This is a genomic window from Bradyrhizobium sp. MI1.7 (assembly GCF_055811795.1).
Genome location: NZ_JBVVPO010000087.1, coordinates 1 through 25,956 on the forward strand (window position 1 = coordinate 1; position 25,956 = coordinate 25,956).

Consider the following 25,956-nt stretch of genomic DNA (forward strand, 5'->3'; position numbering starts at 1 on the left):
CCGGGCCCCCCTATCGGCGCCCGCCCCCCCCTCGGGGGGGGGGGGGGGGGCCCGCCGCGGGGGGGGGGGGGGGGGGCGCCCCACCTCTCAACACGGGTAGTGTTCACGCGGAGAGACCGTCACCCACCTCGGTCCGCATTCCGGTTCGCTGCATGCGAAATCCCCCTCCAGGGGAGGATGGGGACGCGCGCGTGGCATCCATCGGCACGGCAGGCGATGATGGAATATTACCGGTGTTTTGCCCGACGGAGCAAGCCGTTTCGGCAAGACCGAAATTCTTCAAGCCTTTCAACCCCACCTCTACTGTGCATGGGGTTGTTTTTCACTTTTTTAGTCTTGGGAAGCGAAGGCGGGGCCTACCCCGCCCCCGCGCGCTTCTTCTGCCAGACGAGATGCACCGCGCAGGTGCAGCCGGGCGGATGCGAGGCGAGGTCCTTCGACGTCTCGTCGTTTGCGGGTGTCGCCGCGAAGGCCTTGTCGGTCTGCTGCGACGGGATGTAGTTCAGCACCGGCGCGAGCCAGCGCTCGGTTTCCGCCACCGTCATGCCCTTGCGTGCGGCATAGTCCTCGACCTGGTCACGCTCGATCTTGCCGACGCCGAAATAATAGCTCTCGGGGTTCGCGAAATAGAGCCCCGACACGGAAGAGCCCGGCCACATCGCAAAGCTCTCGGTCAGCTTCACGCCGGCAGTCGCCTCCGCATCGAGCAGCTCGAACAGCGTCGCCTTCTCCGTGTGATCGGGCTGCGCGGGATAGCCCGGCGCTGGGCGGATGCCCTGGTACTTCTCGAGGATCAGATCGTCGCAGGAGAGTGCTTCGTCCGGTGCATAAGCCCAGAACTCGCGGCGCGCGCGGGCGTGCATGCGTTCCGCAAAGGCCTCGGCGAGGCGGTCGGCCAGCGCCTTGCACAGGATCGAGGAGTAGTCGTCATTGGCCATCTTGAAGCGGTCGGCGACCACGTCCTCGCCGATGCCGGCCGTGACGACGAAGCCGCCGACATAATCGGGGACGCCGGCGGGCGCGACGAAGTCGGCGAGCGCGGCGTTGAACCGGCCCTCGCGCTTCTCGAGCTGCTGGCGCAGCGTGTGCAGCGTCGCGATCTGCTTGGTCCGGCTTTCGTCGGCATAGAGCACGATGTCGTCGCCTTGCGCATTCGCCGGCCAGAAGCCGACGGTGGCGCGCGCCCTGAACCACTTTTCCTTGACGATCAGATCGAGCATCTTGCGCGCGTCGTCGTAGAGCGAGCGTGCGACTTCGCCGACCTTGGAATCGTCAAGGATGGCGGGGAAGCGGCCGGCAAGCTCCCAGGTCTGGAAGAACGGCGTCCAGTCGATATAGGGCACGAGCTCGGCGAGATCGTATTCGTCAAAGCTGCGGATGCCCAAGAAGGTCGGCTTCACCGGCTTGTTCTTGGCAAAGTCGACCGGCACGCGGTTGGCGCGCGCGGCCGCGAGCTTCAGGCGCTTCTTGTCCGCCTGCGCGCGCAGATGCGCGTCCGAGATTTTTGCGTATTCGGCACGCACTTCGGCGGCATAAGCCTCGCGCTTCTCTGGCGAGAGCAGCGAGGAGGCGACGCCGACGGCGCGGCTGGCGTCGTTGACGTGGACGACGGGACCGGCGCGGTAGCTCGGGTCGATCTTGACCGCCGTGTGCACGCGGCTCGTGGTGGCGCCGCCGATCAGCAGCGGCAGCTTCAAACCTTCGCGCTGCAATTCGCCGGCGAAGAACGCCATCTCGTCGAGCGAGGGCGTGATCAGGCCTGATAGCCCGACGATGTCGGCCTTCTCCGCCTTCACGGTCTCGACGATCTTGGCCGCCGGCACCATCACGCCGAGGTCGATGACCTCGAAATTGTTGCACTGGAGCACGATGCCGACGATGTTCTTGCCGATGTCGTGGACGTCGCCCTTGACGGTCGCGAGCACGATCTTGCCGGCGGACGAGGAGCCTTCGGTGCCGATGCCGTTGGCGAGGTTGCGCGCCTTCTCTTCCTCCATGAACGGCATCAGCCACGCCACCGCTTGCTTCATCACGCGCGCGGACTTCACCACCTGCGGCAGGAACATCTTGCCGTCGCCGAAGAGGTCGCCGACCACGTTCATGCCGGCCATCAAGGGGCCCTCGATCACGTCGAGCGGACGCTTGGATGCCTTGCGGGCCTCCTCGGTGTCCACTTCGATGAATTCGGTGATGCCGTGGACCAGCGAATGCGACAGCCGCTTCGCCACCGGCCATTCGCGCCAGGCGAGGTCGGCTTCCTTGGTCTGGGTCTTGTTGCCGCGGAATTTCTCCGCGAGCGCCAGCAGGCGCTCGGACGCGCCGGGGTCGCGATTGAGGATGACGTCCTCGCACACCTGGCGCAGCTCGGCATCGATGTCGTCATAGACGATCATCTGCCCGGCATTGACGATGCCCATGTCCATGCCCGCCTTGATGGCGTGATACAGGAACACCGAGTGCATCGCCTCGCGCACCGGCTCGTTGCCGCGGAACGAGAACGACAGATTGGAGACGCCGCCAGAAATATGCGCGTGCGGCAGGTTTTGGCGGATCCAGCGCGTCGCCTCGATGAAGTCGACGCCGTAATTGTTGTGCTCCTCGATGCCGGTCGCGATCGCGAAGATGTTCGGATCGAAGATGATGTCCTCAGGCGGGAAGCCGACGCGGTCCACCAGGATGTCATAGGCGCGCTTGCAGATCTCGGTCTTGCGCGCGAACGTGTCGGCCTGGCCGACCTCATCGAACGCCATCACCACCACGGCTGCGCCATGGCGCCGGGCGATCTTCGCCTCGTGAATGAACTTCTCCTCGCCTTCCTTCATCGAGATCGAGTTGACGACCGGCTTGCCCTGCACGCATTTCAGGCCGGCCTCGATCACCGAGAATTTCGAGGAATCGACCATCACGGGGACCCGAGCGATGTCGGGCTCGGCGGCGACGAGATTGAGGAAGGTCACCATCGCGGCTTCCGAATCCAGAAGCCCTTCGTCCATGTTGACGTCGATGATCTGCGCGCCGTTCTCGACCTGGTCGCGGGCGACCTGCAGCGCGGCGGTGTAGTCGCCGGCGGTGATCAGCTTGCGGAAGCGAGCGGAGCCGGTGACGTTGGTGCGCTCGCCGACGTTCACGAACGGGATGGCGTCCGTCAGGATGAATGGCTCGAGGCCGGAGAGCCTTAAGCGAGGTTCGATTTCCGGCACGATACGCGGCTTGTGCGGGGCGACGGCCGCCGCAATCGCCGCGATATGGTCCGGCGTGGTGCCGCAGCAGCCGCCGACGATGTTGACGAGGCCATCGCGCGCGAATTCGCCGACCAGGCGCGCCATGTACTCCGGGGTCTCGTCGTACTGACCGAATTCGTTGGGCAGGCCGGCGTTCGGATAGGCACACACCAAGGTGTCGGCGACGCGGCCGATGTCGGCGATGTGGGCGCGCAGATCTTCCGCACCGAGCGCGCAGTTGAAGCCGATGGTGACGGGTTTTGCGTGCCGCACCGAATTCCAGAACGCTTCCGGCATCTGGCCCGACAGCAGGCGGCCCGATTTGTCGGTGATGGTGCCCGACACCATCACGGGCACGTCGATGCCGCGCTCTTCGGTGATTTCCGCGATCGCATAGAGCGCCGCCTTGGCGTTCAGCGTGTCGAAGATGGTCTCGACCAGCAGCAGATCGACACCGCCGTCGAGCATGCCGTTGATCTGCTCGCCATAGGATTTGCGCAAATCGTCGAACGTGACGGCCCGGTAGCCGGGATTGGAAACGTCGGGCGAGATCGAGGCGGTGCGGTTGGTCGGGCCGATGGCCCCCGCAACGAAGCGCGGCTTGCCGTCCTCGGCCTCGATGCGACGAGCGGCATTGCCGGCGAGGCGGGCGCCTTCGCGCGCCATCTCGTAGACGATGTCGGTGAGGTCGTAATCGGCCTGCGCGATCGAGGTCGTCGAGAAAGTGTTGGTCGCGACGATGTCGGCGCCGGCGCGCAAATAGGCGGCGTGGATGTCCTCGATCGCCTGCGGCTGGGTCAGGATCAACAGATCGTTGTTGCCGCGCAGGTCGCGATGGAAATCCTTGAAGCGCTCGCCGCGGAAGGCGGCCTCGTCGAACTGGAGGTTCTGGATCATCGTGCCCATGGCGCCGTCGAGCACGAGGATGCGCTCGCGGGCGGCATTGAGCAGGGCAGTTCGCTTGGGAGAAACGGGAGTGGTCATTTTATCTTAAGCCGCCTTCTGCGCGCTCTTGGCGCGGATGCCGAGCAAATGGCTGATCGCGAACACGAGATCGGCGCGGTTCATGGTGTAGAAATGGAAGGTGTCGACGCCGCGCTTCGCCAGCTTCTGCACCTGGCCGGCGGCAACGGTCGCGGCCACCAGCTTGCGGGTCTCGGCGTCGTCGTCGAGGCCGTCGAATTTCTCCGCCAGCCAATCCGGCACGGAGGTGCCGGCGCGGGTGACGAAATTGCGGGCCTGCTTGAAATTGTGCATGGGCATGATGCCGGGCACGATCGGGATGTCGATGCCTCGGGCACGGACGCGGTCGAGGTAGCGGAAGTAGAGGTCGTTATCGAAGAACACCTGCGTGATCGCGCGCGTCGCACCCGCATCGACCTTGGCCTTCAGCGTGTCGATGTCGGCGTCGAAGTCGCGCGCTTCAGGGTGCTTCTCGGGATAGGCGGATACGGACACTTCGATGTCGCCGTGCCGCTTCTTGATGCCCGCAACGAGGTCGGCGGAACTCTGGTAGCCGTCGGGATGGCTGGAATAGGGCGTGCCGATGCCGCCGGCGGGATCGCCGCGCAGGCCGACGATGTGGCGGACGCCGACCTCGTGATAGCGATCGACGATCTCGTCGATCTCCCCGCGCGAGGCGCCGACGCAGGTCAAATGCGCGGCCGGCAGCAGCGCGGTCTCCTTGAGGATGCGGGTGATGGTCGAATGGGTGCGCTCGCGGGTCGAGCCGCCGGCCCCATAGGTCACGGAGACGAATTTCGGGTCGAGCGGAGCGAGCCGGTTGATGGTCTCCCAGAGATTGCGCTCCATCTCTTCCGTCTTGGGCGGAAAGAACTCGAAGGAGATTGCAGGCCGCTTCGAGGTGAGGTGCCCGTTTTGGAGGTGCCCGTCTTGCCCTTCGGCTCGGGCAGGCGTCGTCAGATCAGTCATGGCACCACTCACTCCAGGGGCTCGTCCGGCTTTCGGCGGCCGGCAGTCAGGTCTCGATTGGATGCGGGCAAGATAAGCCAAAGCGGTCGCACTCGACAGCCCATCGGTGATGGGAAGTCGCCCACTTTCACCGGTAACGGTGGAAATATTGAACGGATGAGGGTGCGAGTGGGAAGTACGCGGATATGACAAAATGTTATATAAATCAACAAATTGCAACGGTTTTGGCGGCGGGCGGGAGCAAATAGGGGGTGTGGGCAGTGTGAAGATGGTGTTGCCGCGACAAATCTCGTCCCATCGCCTCAACTGGCGCTGCCGTGCGGGTTCGCGGCCCGCACACGCCAGACCTGCGCAGTCTGCCCATTGCCGCCGCGCCGGCCTTCACTACCTTAGCGCGCCATGATCCCGCTCTCAGTCCTCGACCTCTCCGTCGTCACCACAGGTACAAGACCCGCCGCGGCGCTGCGCAACAGCATCGATCTGGCGCGCCATGTCGATGGGCTTGGCTATGTCCGCTACTGGCTCGCCGAGCATCACAACCTCGCCTCGGTGGCGAGCCCGGCGCCCGACGTGATGATCGGGCAGATCGCGGCGGTGACGAAGCACATCCGCGTCGGCTCCGGCGGGGTGATGCTGCCCAACCACGCCCCGCTCGTGGTGGCCGAGCGCTTCAAGATGCTGGAGGCGCTGTTTCCCGGCCGCATCGATCTCGGTCTCGGCCGCGCCCCCGGTACCGACGGCGCCACGGCCTACGCCCTGCGCAGCCGTCTCGACCGCCGCGAGGGCGACGACTTCCTGGAGCGGCTGCACGAACTGATTCTGTGGGAGACCCGCGAATTTCCCGCAGGGCACCCCTACAACAACGTCGTCGCGATGCCCGACGACACCAAGCTGCCGCCGATCTGGCTGCTCGGCTCCAGCGACTATTCCTCGGAGCTCGCTGCGCAAGTCGGCATGGGTTTCGCCTTCGCCCATCACTTCGCGTCCCATGACGCGATCGATGCGATGGTGCATTACCGCAACCGTTTCCAGCCCTCGGCCTGGAGCGCGAGCCCGCGCGCGATCCTCGCGGTTGCCGTGATCGCGGCCGACACGGATGAGGAGGCCGAAAAGCTCGCCACCTCGTTCGATCTCAACCGCCTGCGCCGCGACCGCGGGCAATATCTGCCGCTGCCGAGTGTCGAGGAGGCGCTGGCCTATCCCTATACGGACGCCGAGCGCATTTCGATCTCGCGCAACCGTTCACGCCTCTTCGTTGGCAATCCGGCGACGGTGCAGAAGAAGCTGCAGCCGTTGATCGATGCGAGCAAACCGGACGAGTTGATGGTGATTACGGCCGTGTACGATCACGACGCGCGTAAGAAGTCGTATTCGCTGCTGGCCGAGGCGTTCGGACTGAAAGCGGCCGCGTAAAGCTCTCGTGCCCCGGACGCGGCGCAGCGCGAAGCGGTGCGCTGCAGAGCCGGGGCCCATCGCGCTCCGGGTATCGCCGCCCCTGGATCCCGGCTCGCGCTTCGCGCGTCCGGGACACGCAATCAATCCTGTTGCGTTTCGCTGAACGTCGCGCGGAAGGGGTGTCCCGGATACACGCCGACGATGCGGAATTCGCGCGAGAAGAATTTCAGCTCCTCGATCGCGAACGCCAGTCCCTTGTCTTCAGGGTGGCCGTCGACGTCGGCATAAAACTGTGTGGCGAAGAAATTGCCGTCGACCATGTAGCTTTCGAGCTTGGTCATGTTGACGCCGTTGGTGGCAAAGCCGCCGAGCGCCTTGTAGAGCGCAGCGGGCAAGTTGCGCACACGAAATACAAAAGTCGTGACCAGCGGCCCCGAGCCCTGCGCCGCCCATTTCGGCTCGCGCGCCAGCACCACGAAGCGCGTGGTGTTGTGCGCCTCGTCCTCGATGTCCTCGGCCAGGATGTCGAGGCCGTAGATCTTTGCCGCAAGCCGCGAGGCGATCGCGGCGACGGCCTTGTCGTTGCGCTCGGAGATGTCGCGGGCGCTGCCGGCGGTGTCGGCGTGCACGATCGGCTTGATGCCGAGCTTGCGGATGATGCGCCGGCACTGGCCGAGCGCATGCACGTGGCTCTCGACGCTCTTGATGTCCTCGAGCTTCGTCCCCTTCACCGCCATCAGCTGATGGCGGACCGGTAGAAACCATTCGCCGATGATGAAGAGGCCGGAGGCCGGCAGCAGATGATGGATGTCGGCGACGCGCCCCGCGACCGAATTCTCGATCGGGATCATGCCGAGATCGGCCTCGCCCGACGAGATCGCCGACAGCGCGTCCTCGAAGGTGGCGCAGGGCATCGGCTCGGCGTCGGGATAGGCCTCGACGATGGCGATGTGGGAATTTGCCCCAGGTTCGCCCTGGAATGCGATTTTCAGCTTGCTCATGATCGGCCTTGTAACAGCGGCTCAGGATTTGGAAAGGATGCTGCGCGCGGTCTCGAGGTCCGCCGGCGTATCGACCCCGCGGGGCACGGTATCGACGATGGTGAAGTCGATCCGCATCCCGGCCTCCAGCGCCCGGAGCTGCTCGAGCTTCTCCTGCAATTCCAGCGGGGACGGCGGCAGTGAGACGTAGCGCTCCAGCGCGGCGCGGCGATAGGCGTAGAGGCCGATATGGTGGTAGCGCGGTCCGTCGCCGGTCGGCGCGGTCGCGCGGGTGAAATAAAGTGCGCGCATGCGCCGGCCGCCGAGCGAGGTTCCGATCGCCTTCACGACGCTCGGCGCGAGGTCCTCCTCCTGGGTGTGGATCTGCGAGGCCAGCGTCGCGATGTCCACGGCCGGATCTTGCAGCGGCGGCAGCACCTCGCGGATGTTGTCGATCGTGATGGTCGGGAAATCGCCCTGGAGATTGACCACGATCTCGGCCTTGCCTGAGGGATCGAGCTTCTGCATCGCCTCGTGGATGCGGTCCGAGCCAGAGGGGTGCTCCGGGCGGGTCATCACGGCTTCGCCGCCATGGGCGGTGACCACGGAGGCGATCTCGTCCGTATCGGTCGCGACCGCGACCCGGCCGATGCCGGCGGCCTCTGCCCGCCGCATCACATGCACGATCATCGGCAGGCCCGCGATGTCTGCGAGCGGCTTGCCGGGCAGGCGGGTGGCGGCCATGCGGGCCGGGATCAGCACCAGGATGCGGGGATCGATCATCGGGTCAAGGGCCTGGAAACGAGAGGTTTTCCGCGTCGAGAAATGGGGTGGGGACGGGCTGAAAGCCGGGTCGCTTATACGGGTTGCCAGACCCCGGGCAAACCGATATCTCAATGGCAAAACTCGGGGAAACAACAAGGAACGTTTGATTCTCCCGAGGCTCGTCCTGGCGGCCGCTCGGCCGCTATTTCCTTACTGTGGTGTGGGGCCTGGCCGGAAATGGACTCTTTCGAACTCAATAAGATTCTCGGTGCCGTGCTGGGCACCTGTCTCATCCTGCTGGTGACGAGCTTCGCCGCCCAGGCGCTGTTCACGCCGAAGCCGCTCGAGAAGCCGGGTTTCGAGATTGCCGTGAAGGAAGACGCCGGCCACGGCAAGGAAGGTGGCGCCGCTGCTGCGCCCTCCGAGCCGATCGAAAAGCTGCTCCAGACCGCTTCCGTCGAAAAGGGCGCTTCGGCTGCCAAGAAATGCGGCGCCTGCCACACCTTCGAGAAGGGCGGCCCGAATCGCGTCGGTCCGAACCTCTATGGCGTCGTCGGCGAAGCCAGGGGCGAGGGCCGCAACGGCTTCAACTTCTCGGCCGCCATGAAGGCCAAGGGCGGCACCTGGTCGTTCGACGACCTCAACAAGTTCATTGCCAATCCGAAGGGCTTCATCCCGGGCACCGCGATGGGCTTCGCCGGCATCCCGAAGGACTCCGAGCGCGCCGACGTCATCGCCTATCTGAATTCGCTGTCAGAGCATCCTCAGCCGATCCCGACGGCGTCGAAGTAAGGCCGTCAAAAACCGATCTTGAATGTGCGGCCAGGCTGAAAAGCCTGGCCGTTCGCTTATCCTGGCCTCGCGGTGAGTTTATCGGGGCGTTTGGCCGCATCCGACAGGCCGCCGGGACTTCCAACATGAGGAAAAAGCAACATATTCCGTCGAAACCTCGCCTATATTGAGCACTTAAAGGGGTAACCTCCTTCAAGACCAGGAATGTTGATTTGGCCATTACCCGACGCGATCTCCTGCTCACCGGCACTGCCGCCGTAGCGCTCCCCGCCCTCGGTTCCGTAGGGGGCCTTCCCGTCATCGGCACGGCCGCGGCGCAATCCGCCAGTGAGGCGCCCTGGCGCCACGCGCTGTCGCTGTTCGGACAGGTCAAATATCCCGCCGACTTCAAGCGCTTCGATTACGTCAATCCGGAAGCGCCCAAAGGCGGTGTCGCGCGCCAGATCGCCGTCGGCACTTTCGATAATTTCAATATCGTAGTGGCGGGAGTGAAGGGGCAGGTCGCCGGTGCCGTCGCGTTCATCTACGAATCCCTCACGACGACCTCGCTCGACGAAGTCTCGACCGAATACGGCGCGCTGGCCGAGGCCGTCAGCCACCCGGCCGACTTTTCCTTCGTCACCTATCGTTTGCGGCCGCAGGCCAAATGGCATGACGGCAAGCCGGTCACTGCGGACGACGTGATCTTCTCGCTGGATGCCTTCAAGAAGCATCACCCGATGTACTCGGCCTATTACAGCCATGTGGTGAAGGCCGAGAAGGTCGGTGAGCGCGAGGTGAAGTTCGTGTTCGACGCACCGGGCAACCGCGAGCTGCCGCAGATCGTCGGGCAGCTCACGGTTTTGCCGAAGCATTGGTGGGAGGGGACCGACGCGCAAGGCCGCAAGCGCGATGTCTCCGCGACCACGCTCGAAATACCGCTCGGTTCCGGTCCCTACAAGGTCAAGGAATTCGTGGCGGGACGGTCGATCGCGCTGGAGCGCGTCAAGGATTATTGGGGGCGCGATTTCGCCACCAATGTGGGCCGCAACAATTTCGACGAGATGCGCTACGAGTATTTCCGCGATGCCACCGTGGCGATCGAGGCTTTCAAGGCCGATCAGGTGGACTGGCGCACCGAGAACAGTGCGAAGAACTGGGCGACAGCCTACGACTTCCCGGCCGTGACCGAAAAGCGGGTGATCCTCGAGGAGTTCGCCAATCGCAGCTCGGGTGTGATGCAGGCTTTCGTGCCGAACCTGCGCCGCGCCAAATTCAAAGATCCTCGCGTCCGTCGCGCGCTCAACTATGCGTTCGACTTCGAGGAGATGAACAAGCAGATCTTCTACGGTCAGTACAAGCGCGTCAGCAGCTATTTCGACGGTATCGACGAGCTCATGGCGACCGGGTTGCCGCAAGGCAAGGAGCTCGAGATCCTCGAGACCGTTCGCGCCGATGTTCCGCCTGAAGTCTTCACGACGGCCTATACCAATCCGGTCGGCGGCAGTCCGGAAGCCGTGCGCGACAATCTTCGCGAGGCGCTGCGCCTGTTCAAGGAGGCCGGTTACGAGGTGCGCGACCGCAAGCTGGTCGATGTCAAGACCGGTGCGCAGTTCACCCTGGAGCTGCTGAATCAGGATCCGAGCTTCGAGCGGGTCACGCTGTTCTACAAGCCGTCGCTGGAACGACTCGGCATCGCGGTCAGCGTGCGCACGGTCGACCCGACTCAATACGAGAACAGGACTCGGGACTGGGATTTCGACGTCGTCACCAACTCATGGGGCGAGTCGCAGTCGCCGGGCAACGAGCAGCGCGAGTTCTGGTCGTCCAAGACGGCCGACATCGCTGGTTCGCGCAATATTGCCGGCATCAAGAATCCGGCGATTGACAAGCTGATCGAGAGGCTGATCTACGCCACGGGTCGCGACGATCTCGTCGCGGCAACCAAAGCGCTCGACCGCGTGCTGCTGTGGAATAACTACGTCGTTCCGCAATGGACCTATTCGAAGATCCGCACCGCGCGCTGGGATCGCTTCGGCCGACCGGCGGAATTGCCCAAATACGGTCAGTCCGGCTTCCCGTTCATCTGGTGGTACGACGCAGACAAGGCGGCACGGATCGCAAAGAAGTCGTGAAGGACATCCCCCGCATGACGCAGATGTCACGCCGCCATGTGCTGGTCTTGGGTGTCGGTAGCGCCGTCGGCGTGTCCCTCGGCGCACCGCTGCTACATGGCGCGCGCGCATCCGAAGCGGGGACCGAGGCGCACGGCATCTCGGCCTTCGGCGATCTCAAATATGCCGCCGATTTCCACCATTTCGGCTACGTCAATGTCGACGCGCCGAAGGGCGGCGCGTTCTCGCTCATTCCCTCGGTGCGGGCCTACAACCAGTCCTACTTCACGTTCTCTTCGCTCAACGCTTACATCCTGAAGGGCGAAGGTGCGCAGGGTATGGACATGACCTTCGCGCCGTTGATGGCGCGGGCCAATGACGAGCCCGACGCGATGTACGGGCTTGCGGCGAAATCGGTGCGAATCTCGCCGGACAAGCTGACCTACACCTTCACGATACGGCCCGAGGCCCGCTTCCACGACGGCTCCCGGCTCACCGCGCATGACGTCGCCTTCTCGCTCAACACGCTGAAGGAGAAGGGCCATCCGCTGATCGTCGTGCAGCTCCGCGATTTCGTGAAGGCCGAGGCGCTGGACGACGCCACCGTGGCCGTCACCTTCGCGCCGAACCGCGCGCGCGACGTGCCGCTCTATGTCGCAAGCCTGCCGATCTTCTCGAAGGCCTATTATGCCACGCGCGCCTTCGATGAATCGACGCTCGATACGCCGCTGGGCTCCGGCCCGTACAAGGTCGGCAGGTTCGAGGTGAACCGCTATGTCGAATATGAGCGCGTCAAGGACTGGTGGGGCGCCGACCTGCCGGTCTGCCGCGGCAGCTACAATTTCGACACGGTGCGCTACGAATTCTACCGCGACCGCGACGTTGCCTTCGAAGGCTTCACCGGCAAGAACTATCTGTTCCGCGAGGAGCTCACCTCGCGCATCTGGGCCACACGCTATGATTTCCCGGCGATCAAGGACGGCCGGGTCAAGCGCGAGCAGCTGCCGGACGAGACCCCGTCGGGTGCGCAGGGCTGGTTCATCAACATCCGCCGCGACAAGTTCAAGGATCCGCGCGTGCGGGAGGCGCTGACCTACGCCTTCGACTTCGAATGGACCAACAAGTCGATCATGTACGGCGCCTATGCGCGCACGCACTCGCCATTCCAGAACTCCGACATGATGGTATCAGGCCCGCCTTCGCCCGAAGAGCTCGCGCTGCTCGAGCCCTTCCGCGGCAAGGTGCCTGACGAAGTGTTCGGCCAGCCTTTCGTGCCGCCGGTGTCGGACGGATCGGGACAGGACCGCAGCCTGCTGCGCAAGGCGGGCGAGCTGCTCAACGAGGCGGGCTACGTCGTCAAGGATCGCAAGCGGGTGCTGCCCAATGGCGAGCCTTTCACGATCGAGTTCCTGAACGACGAGCAGTCGATCCAGCCGCATCACGGGCCGTACCTGAAGAACCTCGCAACGCTCGGCATCGACGCCACGTTTCGCCTGGTCGATGCCGTGCAGTACCGCGCGCGGCTCGAGGATTTCGATTTCGACATGACGATCCAACGCTTCTCGATGTCGGCGACGCCCGGCGACGCCATGCGGGCGTTCTTCTCCTCCCAGGCGGCCAAGACCAAAGGCTCCTACAATCTCGCCGGCATCTCCGATCCGATCATCGACGCGCTGATCGAGAAGATCATTGCCGCCCAGACCAGGGCGGAGCTGACCACGGCCTGCCGCGCCTTCGATCGCGTGTTCCGGGCCGGGCGCTACTGGGTGCCTCAGTGGTACGCAAACTTTCATCGCGTGGCCTATTGGGACCAGTTCAGCCATCCCGACAAGCCGGCGAAATATGCGCAAGGCGTCGGTGCGCCGGAGAACTGGTGGTTCGATGCCGCCAAGGCGACCAAGCTCGAGCAGGCGAAATAATCATGAGCGCCTATATCGCCCGCCGCATCCTCCTGATGATCCCGACCCTGCTCGGGATCCTCTTCGTCTCCTTCGTCGTCGTGCAATTCGCGCCGGGCGGCCCGGTCGAGCGCGTCATCGCGCAGCTCTCGGGCGCCGACACCGGCGGCAGCTCGCGCATCTCGGGCGGCGGTGATTTCGCTCAGCGCGCGCCCGGTCAGCTGGGCGCTGGTGGCGACGCCATCAATTCGAAATATCGCGGCGCGCAGGGCCTGGACCCTGACTTCATCAAGAAGCTGGAGAAGCAATTCGGCTTCGACAAGCCGGCCCCCGAACGCTTCGCGCTGATGGTGTGGAATTTCGCCCGCTTCGATTTCGGCAACAGCTATTTTCGCGATGTCAGCGTGCTCCAGCTGATCAAGGAAAAGCTCCCGGTCTCGATCTCGCTTGGCATCTGGCTGACGCTGCTAACCTACCTGATCTCGATTCCGCTCGGCATCCGGAAGGCAGTCAAGGACGGAACGCGCTTCGATACCTGGACGTCGAGCGTGCTCGTGCTCGGCTACGCGATTCCCGGCTTCCTGTTCGCGATCCTCCTGATCATCCTGTTCGCCGGGGGCTCGTTCTTCAACTGGTTCCCATTGCGCGGACTGACGTCAGACGGCTGGTCGCAATTTCCCTGGTACTGGAAGATCATCGATTACTTCTGGCATTTGACGCTGCCGCTGATCGCCATGGGGCTCGGCGCGTTCACCACCATGACGTTCCTGACCAAGAACTCGTTTCTGGATGAGATCCGCAAGCAATACGTGATGACCGCGCGCGCAAAGGGCTGCAGCGAGAATCGGGTGCTCTATGGCCACGTCTTCCGCAACGCGATGCTCATCGTGATCGCGGGCTTTCCCAGCACCTTCATTCACGCTTTCTTCTCGGGCTCGCTTCTGATCGAGACCATCTTCTCACTGGATGGGCTCGGACTGCTCAGTTTCGAGAGCGTTCTCAACCGCGACTATCCCGTGGTGTTCGGCACGCTCTTCATCTTTTCGCTTGTCGGCCTCGTGATCAACCTCATCTCTGACCTGACCTACATGTGGATCGATCCGCGGATCGATTTCGAGGCACGGGAGGTCTGATGACACTGACCGCCCCGACCCCGATCGAAACCACCGCAAAGTCGCCGCTCGGCGATGCCGTGCCGATCACACGCAAGCCGTTCGTGCCATCTCCGCTCAACCGGCGGCGCTGGCAGAATTTTAGGGCGAACCGGCGCGGTTACTGGTCGTTCTGGATCTTCATGATCCTGTTCGTGGTGTCGCTGTTTGCCGAGCTGATCGCCAATGACCGGCCATTCCTGATCAAGTACGACGGCCATCTCTACTGGCCGGCCTTCGTCACCTATTCCGAGACGACCTTCGGTGGCGACTTCGAGACGGCGGCCGACTACCGCGATCCCTATTTGCAGAAGCTGATCAAGGACAAGGGTGGCAGCATCGTCTGGCCGCTGATCCGCTATTCCTACGACACCCACAATCTCGACCTGCCGACGCCGGCGCCGTCGCCGCCGACCTGGATGCTGACGGAGGCGCAGTGCAAGCCTGTCGTCGAGAAGAAGGGCCTCAAGAGCTGCCGCGACCTCGAATACAACTGGCTCGGCACCGACGATCAGGGCCGCGACGTGGTTGCGCGCCTGATCTACGGTTTCCGTATCTCGGTGCTGTTCGGCCTGTGCCTGACCATTGTCTCCTCCGTCGTCGGCATCGCGGCCGGCGCGGTGCAGGGCTATTTCGGCGGCTGGGTCGATCTGTTGTTCCAGCGTTTCATCGAGATATGGACTGCGATCCCTTCGCTCTACCTCTTGCTGATCCTCTCGTCGGTGCTCGTGCCTGGCTTCTTCGTGCTGCTCGGCATCCTGCTCCTGTTTTCCTGGGTGTCGCTGGTCGGGCTCGTGCGCGCGGAGTTCCTGCGCGGGCGCAATTTCGAGTACATCCAGGCCGCGCGCGCCCTCGGCGTGTCGAACGCCGTGATCATGTTCAAGCATCTGCTGCCGAACGCGATGGTCGCGACGATGACGTTCCTTCCGTTCATCGTCTCCTCGTCGGTCATGACGCTCACGGCCCTCGATTTCCTCGGCTTCGGGTTGCCGCCCGGCTCGCCGTCGCTCGGCGAACTGCTGTCGCAGGGCAAGTCCAACGTGCAGGCGCCCTGGCTTGGTTTCTCCGGCTTCTTCTCGGTCGCGATCATGCTGTCGCTCTTGATCTTCATCGGCGAAGCCGTGCGCGACGCCTTCGATCCGCGCAAGACGTTCAAGTGAGGGCGTGATGGACGCGATCAACCAGCCCCTGCTTGCCGTCCGCGACCTCTCGGTGGCCTTCCACCAGGGCGGCGCCACCACGCTCGCGGTCGACAAGGTCTCGTTCCAGATCAAGCGCGGCGAATGCGTCGCACTGGTCGGCGAGTCCGGTTCCGGCAAGTCGGTCAGCGCGCTCTCGATCCTGAAGCTCCTGCCCTATCCGAATGCCTCGCATCCCTCGGGCAGCATCCGCTTCAAGGGGCGGGAGCTGATCGACCAGTCCGAGCAGCAGATGCGGGAGATTCGCGGCAGCGATATCTCCATCATCTTCCAGGAACCGATGACCTCGCTCAATCCGTTGCACACGATCGAGGCGCAGATTGGCGAGATCATCCAGCTCCACAATCCGACCAGCAATGCCGAGGCGCGCAAGCGGACGCTGGAACTGCTGACGCAGGTCGGCATTCCCGAGCCTGAAACGCGGCTCAACAGCTATCCGCACCAGCTCTCCGGTGGTCAGCGCCAGCGCGTGATGATCGCGATGGCGCTCGCCAACGAGCCGGACCTCTTGATCGCGGACGAGCCGACCACGGCGCTCGACGTCACCGTGCAGGCGCAGATCCTGACGCTGCTCGCGGAAATTCGCTCACGGCTCGGCATGAGCCTGCTGTTCATCACCCACGATCTCGGCATCGTGCGCCGCATCGCCGACCAAGTCTGTGTCATGAAGGGCGGTGAGATCGTCGAGCAGGGGCCGGTCGAGCAGGTCTTCAGGACCCCGAACCATCCCTATACGCGCGACCTGCTCGCGGCGGAGCCGAAGCCCGATCCGGCGCCGCCGCAGCCGAATGCACCGGTGGTGATGTCCGCCGATGATTTGAAGGTCTGGTTTCCGATCAAGCGCGGCCTGATGCGCAAGACGGTCGGCCACATCAAGGCGGTCGACGGCGTCAGCATTGCCGTACGCAAGGGCGAGACGCTCGGCGTTGTCGGCGAGTCCGGCTCGGGCAAGACCACGCTCGGGCTCGCCCTGATGCGGCTGATTTCCTCGAACGGGCGCATCGTGTTCCTCGGCAAAGATATCCAGGGCCTGCGCTTCAAGGAGATGCGCCCCTTCCGGCGCGACATGCAGATCGTGTTCCAGGATCCGTTCGGCTCGCTCAGCCCGCGCATGTCGGTTGCCGACATCATCGCCGAGGGCCTCACCGTGCACCAGCCAAAGCTGTCGCGCGAGGAGCGTGAGGAGCGCGTCGTCAAGGCACTCGAGGACGTCGGGTTGAAGGCGGACACCCGCTATCGCTATCCGCATGAATTTTCCGGCGGCCAGCGCCAGCGCATCAGCATCGCGCGCGCGGTGGTGCTGGAGCCGGATTTCGTCGTGCTGGACGAGCCGACCAGCGCACTCGACATGCTGATTCAAGCGCAGATGGTCGACCTCTTGCGGGAACTCCAGCGCAGGCGCGATCTCACCTACATGTTCATCTCGCACGATTTGCGCGTCGTCGCCTCGCTCGCCAGCCATCTCATCGTGATGCGCGGCGGCAAGGTGGTCGAGGAGGGACAGGCCGCCGAACTGTTCAAGAGCCCGAAGACGGATTACACGCGCGCGCTCTTCGCGGCGGCGTTCCGGCTGGAGACGGCGGGGAACGGGGCGGTGGCGACCTAGTCTTCAGTCGGATGGGTAGAGCGAAGCGAAACCCATCGCATCGCAGCGCGTGGTGAGAACGATGGGTTTCGCTGCGCTCTACCCATCCCACGAAGTCGTGCTACAGCCGCTTGATCGTGACGATTTCGCTGCCTGCTGCCTTGATCCGCGCGATCGCCGGTTCGGTCGCCTCGATCGCGGTTGCCATGTGATGGGCGTTGGCGTGAACCATGGTGCTGCCATCGCGGACGATGGCGACATGTCCCTTCCAGAAAATGAGATCGCCGCGTTGCAGCTTGGTCCGCTCATGCGGCTCCAGCGCGCGGCCGAGCCCTGCCTGTTGCATGTCGCTGTCGCGCGGGCAGCCGATGCCTGCTGCTGTCAGCGAGACCTGCACGAGTCCGGAGCAATCGATACCGAGGCTGCTCTTGCCGCCCCAGAGATAGGGCGTGCCGACGAAGCGCTCGGCGACCGCGACGAAGTCCGGCTCGCGATGATCGAGCCGGGCGAGATGGGCCTTCGGCAGATATTGTCCGTCGCGCGTCACGGCGAAGCTGCCGTCCTCGCGCACCACCGCAATCTTCGAGCCCAGCGCGAGCGTGCCGGCCGGCGGCAGCTTGATCGAGGGACCGGGGAAGGCGAATGTCCGGAGCGCGCTCACCTTGTGGGTCGGGGCGGCCGATGGCTTCATCAGCGCTGCATCAGGCAGCCAGCCGACATAACCATCGCCACCAAGCTGGCCCCAGGCCCAGCCCTCGCCATTGCGATCGTAGACCGTGACGCGTTCGCCGCGCAGCGCCTCCGTCATCAGCATCGCGTTCGACGACGGCTGCTCGCGCACGGGTGCGATCGCCTCGAAGACCTCGAATTCCTCGCCCGTGACGAAGCGGTGGGCTTGCACCTTGCCTTCGAGATATTTCGCGGCGAGGTCGCCGCGCGCCGGTGTCAGCCTTGGATCGTGTGCTGGATCATGCATAGCGCTCGCTCAGTAATGTGTAGATGGCGCGCGCGGCCTGGCATTCGCCGCCTTCGGGCCGCGCCGGCTTCGCCGACGGGGTCCAGCCGTAAATATCCACATGAAGCCAGCTCTTTGCCTGCTCGACGAACCGTTGCAAGAACAGCGCGCAGGTGATCGAGCCGGCAAAGCCGCCGGAGGGTGCGTTGGTGATGGTGGCGGTCTTGGAGTCCAGCCACGCATCGTAAGGCGGCCACAGCGGCATGCGCCACAACGGATCGTTCTCCTTCGCCGCGCAACGCGCGACGTCGGCGGCCAGCGTCTCATCATTGGTGTAAAAGGGCGGTAAATCCGGCCCCAGCGCGACGCGCGCCGCGCCAGTCAGCGTGCCCAAATCGATCAGAAGGTCCGGCTTTTCCTCGTCGGCCAGCGCCAGCGCGTCGGCGAGCACGAGCCGGCCCTCCGCGTCGGTGTTGCCGATCTCGACCGTGATGCCCTTGCGCGAGGTGAAGATGTCGAGCGGCCGGAAGGCATTGCTGGAGACGGCATTTTCGACCGCCGGAATCAGCACGCGCAGGCGGACCTTGAGCTTCGCATCCATCACCATGCGCGCGAGCGCCAGCACGTTGGCGGCACCGCCCATGTCCTTCTTCATGATCAGCATGCCGCTCGACGGCTTGAGGTCGAGCCCGCCGGTGTCGAAGCAGACGCCCTTGCCGACCAGCGTCACCTTGGGATCGGCCGGATCGCCCCAGACGATGTCGATCAGCCGCGGCGCGCGGTCGGAGGCCATGCCGACGGCGTGGATCAGTGGAAAATTCGTCCTCAGATCCTCGCCGATGGTGCAGGCAAAGCTCGCACCGAATTCCGTGGCGAGCGCTTGCGCGGCCGCGGCGAGCTCTTCCGGGCCCATGTCGTTAGCCGGCGTGTTGATGAGATCGCGCGCCAGCATCGCGGCATCCGCCATGCGATTGATCTCGGCCGCGTCGACGCCATCGGGCGGTACCAGCCGGACGGCGGGGCGGTCAGCCTTGCGGTAGCGGGCGAAGCGGTAGCTGCCGAGTGCAAAGGCGAGCGACGCCAACCGCGCATCGTGGGGGGCATTGGCAAAGTGATAGATGCCCGGCGGCAGCAGGCCAGGCAGGGCGCCCGGCCGGAACAGGTCGCGTGATCTCGCGCCCTCGTCCTCGAGTCCGAACAGCACTTGCGCGATCGCTCCGTCCGGGGCGGGCAGCGCGAGATAGCCACCCGGCTTGGCGGCAAAGGCGCTCGCGGCGGCGAACTGGCGCTGCACCGGCGGCAATTTCTCGGCGACCTGATCCCAGCTCGACTTGGTGACGAAGGTGATCGGGATGGCGGTGGGCGATGTCTCGAAGACAGAAGGCATTGGCGGGTCCGGATCGTCAGATCAAGCAGGTCATGCGAACGGACGAGACTTCGCAGAGTTTCGCCGCGGCTGCAATCGGCTTTGCTGTCACCGTTCAGCGACCCGCTACTCGCCGCAAGGGGCCCATGCTAGGTTCCGGCAACGGCCGCCGGATCGACTGGGAAAGTGTGCAGGAGATGACCGGCGGCCGAAGACGAGGCCTGCCGGGAGGAAACTGCAATGGAATTTGTGTGGAGCGTGGTCACATTCATCGGCCAGGTCGTCGAGGCGATTTTTGGTTATGTCGAGCATCATCACTGGATCTTCGCATTCCTTGCCGGCGGTTACGTCTTCTATCTCCACGACCGCTCCGTCCACGCGCGGTTCGATGCGCTCGACAAGCGCATCGACGAAATCCGCAAGCGGCTTGCCATCGAATATTGATCGGGTGAGCGAAACCATCGCCGGGCGGATCTCGTACCCATGCTGAGAACTGCCGTTCACGAGCGCGCGGCCGCGGGGCTTTACTAGCGCCGCGGTTGTGGCATTATTGATGGATATTTTAGATTGTGCCGTGCGGTTCTGCCGAGCGCAACAACGCGGCGGGCCGGCTTGATATCCGGCCAAACCTGTTCGTCGAAAGCATTCTTCTCATCGTTTGGGCGGCGCAGCATTCGCAAATGAGCGGCGCAAAATGGATAGAGCGTTCGTTATTGCGCAGATTTCCGACCTGCATCTGGACGGGTCAGGCCGGCTGCTGGCGACGACCGAGGCGCTCGGTGCCGCAATCCGCCAGGCGATGGCGGACTTCGCGGACGTTCCCGATCGCATTCTGCTGATCACGGGTGATCTCGTGGACGACCCGACGCCGCGCGCGCTGGACGAAGCGCTCGCCGTCATCGCGTCCTTCCGGCAGACCGGACTGTTCACCGACATCCAGGCGGTCGCGGGCAATCACGACGTCAAGCGCCCGAGCCAGCGCGCGGGCCGCCACGACGTCTATGATTATTTGCATCTGCCGCGGAGCTCGAAGAGCGTCTATTACCGCCAGGCCGGCCTCGATCTGGTGCTGCTGGACTCCAACCGCGCGAGCCTCTCGACGCTCGCGAGCGGCCATGTCGACGAGAGCGCCTACAGCGCGCTTGTCGCGGATTCCGCCCGGCTGAGCGTCGAGCTCGCGGGCAGCATGGGATCCGTGGGGCGCGCCGACTATGCCGAGCCGGCGGAAAACCTGGTGCGCGTACTGGCGTTGCATCATCATCCGCTGCCGCAGGCGACCGGCGAAGGAAAGCGGTTTCTCGGCGTCCCCGACGAACCGCTGATGTATCTCGCGGCGCCCGCAACGTTCCTCGAAGCGGCGACGTCGCTCAACGTCAATCTGGTCCTGCACGGACACCGGCATGTCGAGGGGCTCACCCGCTATTCGATTCCGGATCCGCGTGCCACGCGGAGCGAAAGCGGCGAAGCCTTCTGGCGTACGATCTACGTGCTCTCCTGTCCGTCCTCGACCGGGCAGGCCGGTGACGATGCCGGCTTCAACATCATTCATTTTGGCGCATCGTCCCAGGCCGGCCGCACGGAGCACCAGTTCGCGATCACGCGCTATTCGCGGCCGCGCAACGACGGCACCTTCGGGCTGCTCGACTCGAACCTGCCGGACGGCGTCATCAGGTTGCCGGCAGGACGGGATTTTTCGCGTGATCCCGCCGTCCAGTCGGCCATCGAGATCGCCTCATGTGCGATGCTGAAGCGTGATCAAGTCGCCGCACAGGCTCGCCGGCTCCTGATGCGCCGCGCTTTCTATGCCGACAGCGAGGTGGACTGGCCGAGCGCGCTCCACGCCTATCTCGTGACCTCATGGGCCTGGGCCGATATCGAGGGCAAGTTCGCGAGATCGGAGCGCAGGGATGACGCCGGGGCGCTGGCCGCGGTGAAGTTGCTGCTGCGCCGCCTGATCGAGCACTGCGCCGATGTGCTCGGCATTGACGATGTTCAGCTCGACGAGCTGCTTGCGAAGCGGCTGGTCAACCGCGACGACTTCCGGCGCGAATGGCCCGGGATGCCGAGCGCGGGCGTCGATGTTGCCCAGGCGCGGCGGCTGCAATTGCTGCTGCACGACCTGAACGAGCCGGTGAGGGTGCTCGGTCTCGAGCTGGCCCTCGGTGGCGAGCCGCCGCCGCAGACACCGCCGTGAGGGGCAGCCAGGCTGACGTTAACCGGCCGTTAGGGTTAACAGTCTATTGCTGGCGCGTTCGGCTCGATCAATCGGCTCGTGAGTCAAAAGCGTCATGCGTCAACGGTTCAGTCTTGCCCGGCTTCTCGCGTCCACTTCGCTGGTGGCGGCAGTGGCCATGGGCCTCGGCGGCTGCACGGCCATGTCGAAACTCTCCGACGTCACAGGCTCTGTCGGGCCGCGGACGGAAGCCGCCCCCGCCGATCCCGCGCGCGCCGTCGACGTCTATGGCGAGCGCTACCGTGCCAATCCCAAGGACGCCGACGCGGCGCTCGGCTACGGCCAGGCCTTGCGCGCCAACGGCCAGCGCGCCCAGGCCGCCGCCGTGCTCGAGCAGGCGACCATCGCCAATCCCGGCAACAAGGCGCTGCTCGCGCAGTATGGCCGCGCGCTCGCCGACAACGGCAATTTTCAGCAAGCCTTCGATGTGCTGTCGAAGGCGCACTCGCCCGACAATCCGGACTGGCGCCTGCTCTCGGTGCAGGGCACCGCGCTCGATCAGATGGGCCGCCACGACGAGGCGCGTTCCTATTATGCGAGCGCGCTGAGGATCGCACCAGGCGATCCCGGCGTGCTCTCCAATCTCGGCCTGTCCTACATGTTGTCGAAGGACCTGCCGAAGGCCGAAGAGGCGTTGCGGCAGGCCTACGCCTCGCCGCGCGCCAGTACCCGGGTGCGGCAGAATCTCGGCCTCGTCATCGGTCTCCAGGGCCGTTTCGCCGAAGCCGAGACGATCGTGAAGGCCGACCTGCCGCCCGACCAGGCCGCGGCCAATGTCGCTTACCTCAAGGAAATGCTGAGCCGCAGCGACGCTCCGCGCGGCGCACCGAAGCGGACGCCGGTCGCCTCGCTCAGCCAGCCCGATTGATCAGAACCTGATCTTGCAATCCTGAAGCTGCCGGCGGACCGCGCGCGGCCCGCGTCTCGACGTCAGTGCAGCTCGCTGATCTTGATGCCGGTCGGTCCGAGAATGACGACGAACAGCACCGGCAGGAAGAACAGGATCATCGGCACCGTCAACTTCGGCGGCAGCGCGGCGGCCTTCTTCTCGGCCTCGTTCATGCGCATGTCGCGGTTTTCCTGCGCCATGACGCGCAAGGAATGCCCGAGCGGGGTGCCGTAGCGCTCCGCCTGCTGAAGCGCGAGACACACCGACTTGACGCCCTCGAGCCCGGTGCGCCGCGCCAGGTTCTCATAGGCGACCTTGCGATCCTGCAAATAGGACAGCTCGGCCGTGGTCAGGGTGAACTCCTCGGACAGCGCGATCGACTGGCCAACGATTTCGGTAGCGACCTTCCGGAACGCCATTTCGACCGACATGCCGGATTCGATACAGATCAGGAGCAGGTCGAGCGCATCGGGGAAGGCGCGCTTGATCGATAGCTGGCGCTTGGAGATCGCATTCTTGAGGAACAGCATGGGCGCCTGAAGGCCGAGATAGGCCGCGCCGATGCAGATGCCGATCTTGATCGGCATCGACTGCTGCATATGCGCGATCAGGAACACGTAGATGATCGAGCCGACGAACAGCACGAGCGGAGCCACCATGCGGGCGAAGAGGAAGGTGATGTAGGGCGCCTGGCCGCGATAGCCCGCCATGATGAGCTTGTCGCGCGCGGCTTCCTGCGCGAGCCATTTGGTGAGGTTGAAGTCCTCGACGACCCGGGAGACGACCTGCTTCGGCGTTTGGCGCAGCGAGACCTTCTCGCTCTTGTTGAGGCGCTCGCGCTCGCGCTGGCGGATGCGCTCGCGCTCACTCGCCACCGCCTTCATGCGCTTGGCGAGGCCTTCGCCGGCGAAAAGCGGCATCACCAGCGTATAGACGGTGGCGCTGGCGGCGATGGCCGCCAGCAGCATGGTCATGAAGCGGACATCATGCAGTTTCGAAACGAGGAATTCGACCATACGGCACCGTTAGAAATCGAAATTGATCATCTTCTTCATCACCATGATGCCAATCGACATCCAGACGACGCAGCCGACCAGCATGAGCTGGCCGGTCGGATGGGTCCAAAGCAGCGAGATGTAGTGCGGAGTCGTGAGATAGACGAGGAACATCACGATCGGCGGCAGCGAGCCGATGATGCCGGCCGAGGCCTTGGCCTCCATCGACATCGCCTGGATCTTTTCCTTCATCTTCTTGCGGTCGCGCAGCACCTTGGAGAGGTTGCCGAGCGCTTCGGAGAGGTTGCCGCCGGATTTTTGCTGGATCGAGATGACGATGCCGAAGAAGTTGGCTTCCGGCAGCGGCATGCGCTCGTACAGACGCGAGCAGGCCTCGCCGAGCGGCATGCCGATCGCCTGGGTCTCGATGATGGCCAGGAACTCGCTGCGCAGCGGCTCAGGCGAGTCGGCGGCGACGACCTTGATCGATTCGAACAGTGGCAGGCCCGCCTTGATGCCGCGAACGATCACGTCGACCGCATCGGGCAGCGCCGCCAGGAATTTGTTTTCGCGTCGCTTCTTCAGGAAGCCCAGCGCCCAGCGCGGCAGGCCGAAGCCGCCGGCGAAGGCAAGGCCCGCGGCGCCAAGCAGGCCGCCGCCAACGAACATGGCGGCCGCGAACAGCACTCCCGCCACGACGGCGGACACGATCCAGAATTTCTGTGGCGTCCAGTCGAGCCCTGCCTGCGACAGGCGAACACCGAGCGGAACGCTCTTCTCCTGCTGGCGCCGCGCCTCGAGATCCTTGAGCGACGTCTCGACCTGCTCGCGGCGCGACCGCTGGCTCTTTTCGGTCTGCTTGGCCGCGGGCGCATCGGCGCGCGCGATCGAGGCACGGCGGTTTTCCGCCTTCCGTTCTCCGGACAGGAGCGGATAAAGGAACACCCAGGCGATGCCGCCGACGGCGGCGGTGGCTAGGAAGGCGAGGGCAAGGACCTGCATGTTCATGGCTGCGCCGATCTGCTCATGTCTTCGGCGCGACTTCCGCCGCATCGAGCGCGGCGGCAAGGCGCTTCTCGTCGCCGTAATAGCGCGCACGCTCCCAGAATTTCGGGCGGCCGATGCCGGTCGAGCGGTGCCGGCCGATGATCTTGCCGTTGGCGTCCTCGCCGACCATGTCGTAGAGGAAGATGTCCTGGGTGATGATGGTGTCGCCTTCCATGCCCATCACCTCGGTGATGTGCGTGATGCGGCGCGAGCCGTCGCGCAGGCGCGCGGCCTGGACGATGACGTCGATCGAAGCGCAGATCATCTCGCGGATGGTGCGCGAGGGCAGTGAGAAGCCGCCCATCGTGATCATGGATTCGCAGCGCGACAGTGCTTCGCGCGGATTGTTGGCGTGGAGCGTGCCCATCGAGCCGTCATGACCGGTGTTCATGGCCTGGAGCAGGTCGAACGCCTCGGGTCCGCGGACTTCGCCGACGATGATGCGTTCGGGGCGCATACGCAGGCAGTTGCGCACCAATTCGCGCATGGTGACCTGGCCTTCGCCCTCGATGTTGGGCGGACGGGTTTCGAGTCGCACCACGTGCGGCTGCTGGAGCTGGAGCTCGGCCGCGTCCTCGCAGGTGATGATGCGCTCGTCGTGCTCGATGTAGTTGGTCAGGCAGTTGAGCAGCGTGGTCTTGCCGGAGCCGGTGCCGCCGGAGATCAGCACGTTGCAGCGGACGCGGCCGATGATCTGGAGGATTTCCGCGCCCTCCGGCGAGATCGCGCCGAACCTGACCAGCTGATCCAGCGTCAGCTTGTCCTTCCTGAATTTTCGAATGGTGAGCGTGGGCCCGTCGATCGACAGCGGCGGCACGATGGCGTTGACGCGGGAGCCGTCGGCGAGGCGCGCGTCGCAGATCGGCGAGGATTCGTCGACGCGCCGGCCGACCTGGCTGACGATGCGCTGGCAGATGTTGAGGAGCTGCTGGTTGTCGCGGAAGCGGATACCGGTGCGCTGGATCTTGCCGGCGACCTCGATGTAGACGGTGTCGGCGCCGTTGACCATGATGTCGGCGATGTCGTCGCGCGACAGCAGAGGCTCCAGCGGGCCGTAGCCGAGAACGTCGTTGCAGATATCGTCGAGCAGCTCTTCCTGCTCGGCGATCGACATCACGATGTTCTTGATCGCGATGATCTCGTTGACGATGTCGCGGATTTCCTCGCGCGCGGACTCGGAGTCGAGCTTGGCGAGCTGGGCGAGGTCGATGGCCTCGATCAGCGCACCGAAGATCGTTGCCTTGACCTCGTAGTAATTGTCCGAGCGGCGGGATTCCATGGCCGGCGCCGTGTCGCCAGAGCCTGCCCAGGCTCCGGCGCCCGCGGTGTCGCGCGCGCCGCCCCCGCCGGCCGTCGCCTCGCCGCCGCTTGCCCCCGCGCGGCCGGCGCCGTTGACCATGATGTCGGCGATGTCGTCGCGCGACAGCAGAGGCTCCAGCGGGCCGTAGCCGAGAACGTCG

Annotated in this window: 19 protein-coding genes; 10 read left to right on the plus strand and 9 right to left on the minus strand. The window is 64.6% G+C overall.

Going from position 1 to position 25,956, the window contains the following annotated elements; translation table 11 throughout:
- Positions 1 to 356: 356 nt before the first annotated feature.
- Positions 357 to 4,205 (minus strand): methionine synthase, encoded by a 3,849-nt coding sequence (gene metH / locus AC0L3X_RS41610; protein WP_063980954.1) that lies wholly within the window; start codon positions 4,203 to 4,205, stop codon positions 357 to 359.
- Positions 4,206 to 4,211: 6 nt separating this feature from the next.
- A complete protein-coding gene (gene metF / locus AC0L3X_RS41615) occupies positions 4,212 to 5,153 on the minus strand; it encodes a methylenetetrahydrofolate reductase [NAD(P)H] (RefSeq protein ID WP_063980955.1) in 942 nt (313 codons plus the stop codon).
- A gap of 399 nt (positions 5,154 to 5,552) precedes the next feature.
- Here metF and AC0L3X_RS41620 point away from each other — a divergent pair, with 399 nt between their 5' ends.
- Positions 5,553 to 6,566, plus strand: coding sequence for an LLM class flavin-dependent oxidoreductase (locus AC0L3X_RS41620; protein WP_063980956.1), 1,014 nt, complete (start codon positions 5,553 to 5,555; stop codon positions 6,564 to 6,566).
- A 122-nt stretch (positions 6,567 to 6,688) separates the two neighbouring features.
- Here AC0L3X_RS41620 and AC0L3X_RS41625 read toward each other — a convergent pair whose 3' ends face one another.
- Positions 6,689 to 7,549, minus strand: a complete 861-nt coding sequence (locus AC0L3X_RS41625; protein ID WP_014498246.1) for a prephenate dehydratase — start codon at positions 7,547 to 7,549, stop codon at positions 6,689 to 6,691.
- Positions 7,550 to 7,570: 21 nt separating this feature from the next.
- The gene (locus tag AC0L3X_RS41630; protein ID WP_063980957.1) at positions 7,571 to 8,311 is read right to left on the minus strand and encodes a 3-deoxy-manno-octulosonate cytidylyltransferase; all 741 of its coding nucleotides are present in this window, start codon (positions 8,309 to 8,311) and stop codon (positions 7,571 to 7,573) included.
- 219 nt (positions 8,312 to 8,530) lie between these two features.
- Between AC0L3X_RS41630 and AC0L3X_RS41635 the strand changes: the two genes are divergently transcribed.
- The 6 genes from AC0L3X_RS41635 to AC0L3X_RS41660 all read left to right on the plus strand — a co-directional run bounded on the left by AC0L3X_RS41635 (position 8,531) and on the right by AC0L3X_RS41660 (position 17,032).
- Positions 8,531 to 9,085: a c-type cytochrome gene (locus AC0L3X_RS41635; protein WP_063980958.1), complete on the plus strand. Its 555-nt coding sequence runs from the start codon at positions 8,531 to 8,533 to the stop codon at positions 9,083 to 9,085.
- Between the two features lie 212 nt (positions 9,086 to 9,297).
- Positions 9,298 to 11,199, plus strand: coding sequence for an extracellular solute-binding protein (locus AC0L3X_RS41640; RefSeq protein WP_063980959.1), 1,902 nt, complete (start codon positions 9,298 to 9,300; stop codon positions 11,197 to 11,199).
- 14 nt (positions 11,200 to 11,213) lie between these two features.
- A complete protein-coding gene (locus tag AC0L3X_RS41645; RefSeq protein ID WP_063986075.1) occupies positions 11,214 to 13,097 on the plus strand; it encodes an extracellular solute-binding protein in 1,884 nt (627 codons plus the stop codon).
- 2 nt (positions 13,098 to 13,099) lie between these two features.
- Positions 13,100 to 14,209 (plus strand): microcin C ABC transporter permease YejB, encoded by a 1,110-nt coding sequence (locus AC0L3X_RS41650; RefSeq protein ID WP_028148358.1) that lies wholly within the window; start codon positions 13,100 to 13,102, stop codon positions 14,207 to 14,209.
- The gene (locus tag AC0L3X_RS41655; RefSeq protein WP_063980960.1) at positions 14,209 to 15,387 is read left to right on the plus strand and encodes an ABC transporter permease; all 1,179 of its coding nucleotides are present in this window, start codon (positions 14,209 to 14,211) and stop codon (positions 15,385 to 15,387) included. Before AC0L3X_RS41650 ends, AC0L3X_RS41655 begins: the two co-directional genes overlap by 1 nt.
- A 7-nt stretch (positions 15,388 to 15,394) precedes the next feature.
- Positions 15,395 to 17,032 carry an ABC transporter ATP-binding protein gene (locus AC0L3X_RS41660; protein ID WP_063980961.1) on the plus strand — a complete coding sequence of 546 codons (1,638 nt, stop codon included), beginning with the start codon at positions 15,395 to 15,397 and terminating at the stop codon, positions 17,030 to 17,032.
- A 100-nt stretch (positions 17,033 to 17,132) separates the two neighbouring features.
- On the opposite strand, the gene AC0L3X_RS41665 is transcribed toward AC0L3X_RS41660, so the two are convergent.
- Together AC0L3X_RS41665 and AC0L3X_RS41670 are read right to left on the minus strand one after the other, a co-directional pair.
- A complete protein-coding gene (locus AC0L3X_RS41665) occupies positions 17,133 to 17,987 on the minus strand; it encodes a C40 family peptidase (RefSeq protein WP_473317403.1) in 855 nt (284 codons plus the stop codon).
- Positions 17,980 to 19,353, minus strand: a complete 1,374-nt coding sequence (locus AC0L3X_RS41670; RefSeq protein ID WP_063980963.1) for a leucyl aminopeptidase family protein — start codon at positions 19,351 to 19,353, stop codon at positions 17,980 to 17,982. Before AC0L3X_RS41670 ends, AC0L3X_RS41665 begins: the two co-directional genes overlap by 8 nt.
- 219 nt (positions 19,354 to 19,572) lie before the next feature.
- Between AC0L3X_RS41670 and AC0L3X_RS41675 the strand changes: the two genes are divergently transcribed.
- The 3 genes from AC0L3X_RS41675 to AC0L3X_RS41685 all read left to right on the plus strand — a co-directional run bounded on the left by AC0L3X_RS41675 (position 19,573) and on the right by AC0L3X_RS41685 (position 22,433).
- Positions 19,573 to 19,776 carry a hypothetical protein gene (locus AC0L3X_RS41675; RefSeq protein WP_063980964.1) on the plus strand — a complete coding sequence of 68 codons (204 nt, stop codon included), beginning with the start codon at positions 19,573 to 19,575 and terminating at the stop codon, positions 19,774 to 19,776.
- Positions 19,777 to 20,026: 250 nt separating this feature from the next.
- Positions 20,027 to 21,526 (plus strand): metallophosphoesterase family protein, encoded by a 1,500-nt coding sequence (locus tag AC0L3X_RS41680; RefSeq protein ID WP_063986076.1) that lies wholly within the window; start codon positions 20,027 to 20,029, stop codon positions 21,524 to 21,526.
- A 94-nt stretch (positions 21,527 to 21,620) separates the two neighbouring features.
- The gene (locus AC0L3X_RS41685) at positions 21,621 to 22,433 is read left to right on the plus strand and encodes a tetratricopeptide repeat protein (protein WP_063980965.1); all 813 of its coding nucleotides are present in this window, start codon (positions 21,621 to 21,623) and stop codon (positions 22,431 to 22,433) included.
- Between the two features lie 62 nt (positions 22,434 to 22,495).
- On the opposite strand, the gene AC0L3X_RS41690 is transcribed toward AC0L3X_RS41685, so the two are convergent.
- The 3 genes from AC0L3X_RS41690 to AC0L3X_RS41700 are packed head-to-tail and all read right to left on the minus strand — an operon-like array spanning position 22,496 to position 25,775.
- A complete protein-coding gene (locus tag AC0L3X_RS41690; protein ID WP_063980966.1) occupies positions 22,496 to 23,470 on the minus strand; it encodes a type II secretion system F family protein in 975 nt (324 codons plus the stop codon).
- 9 nt (positions 23,471 to 23,479) lie between these two features.
- Complete coding sequence (locus AC0L3X_RS41695; protein WP_063980967.1) at positions 23,480 to 24,457, minus strand: type II secretion system F family protein; 978 nt, start codon at positions 24,455 to 24,457, stop codon at positions 23,480 to 23,482.
- Between the two features lie 16 nt (positions 24,458 to 24,473).
- Positions 24,474 to 25,775: a CpaF family protein gene (locus AC0L3X_RS41700; protein ID WP_249807408.1), complete on the minus strand. Its 1,302-nt coding sequence runs from the start codon at positions 25,773 to 25,775 to the stop codon at positions 24,474 to 24,476.
- Positions 25,776 to 25,956: the final 181 nt, after the last annotated feature.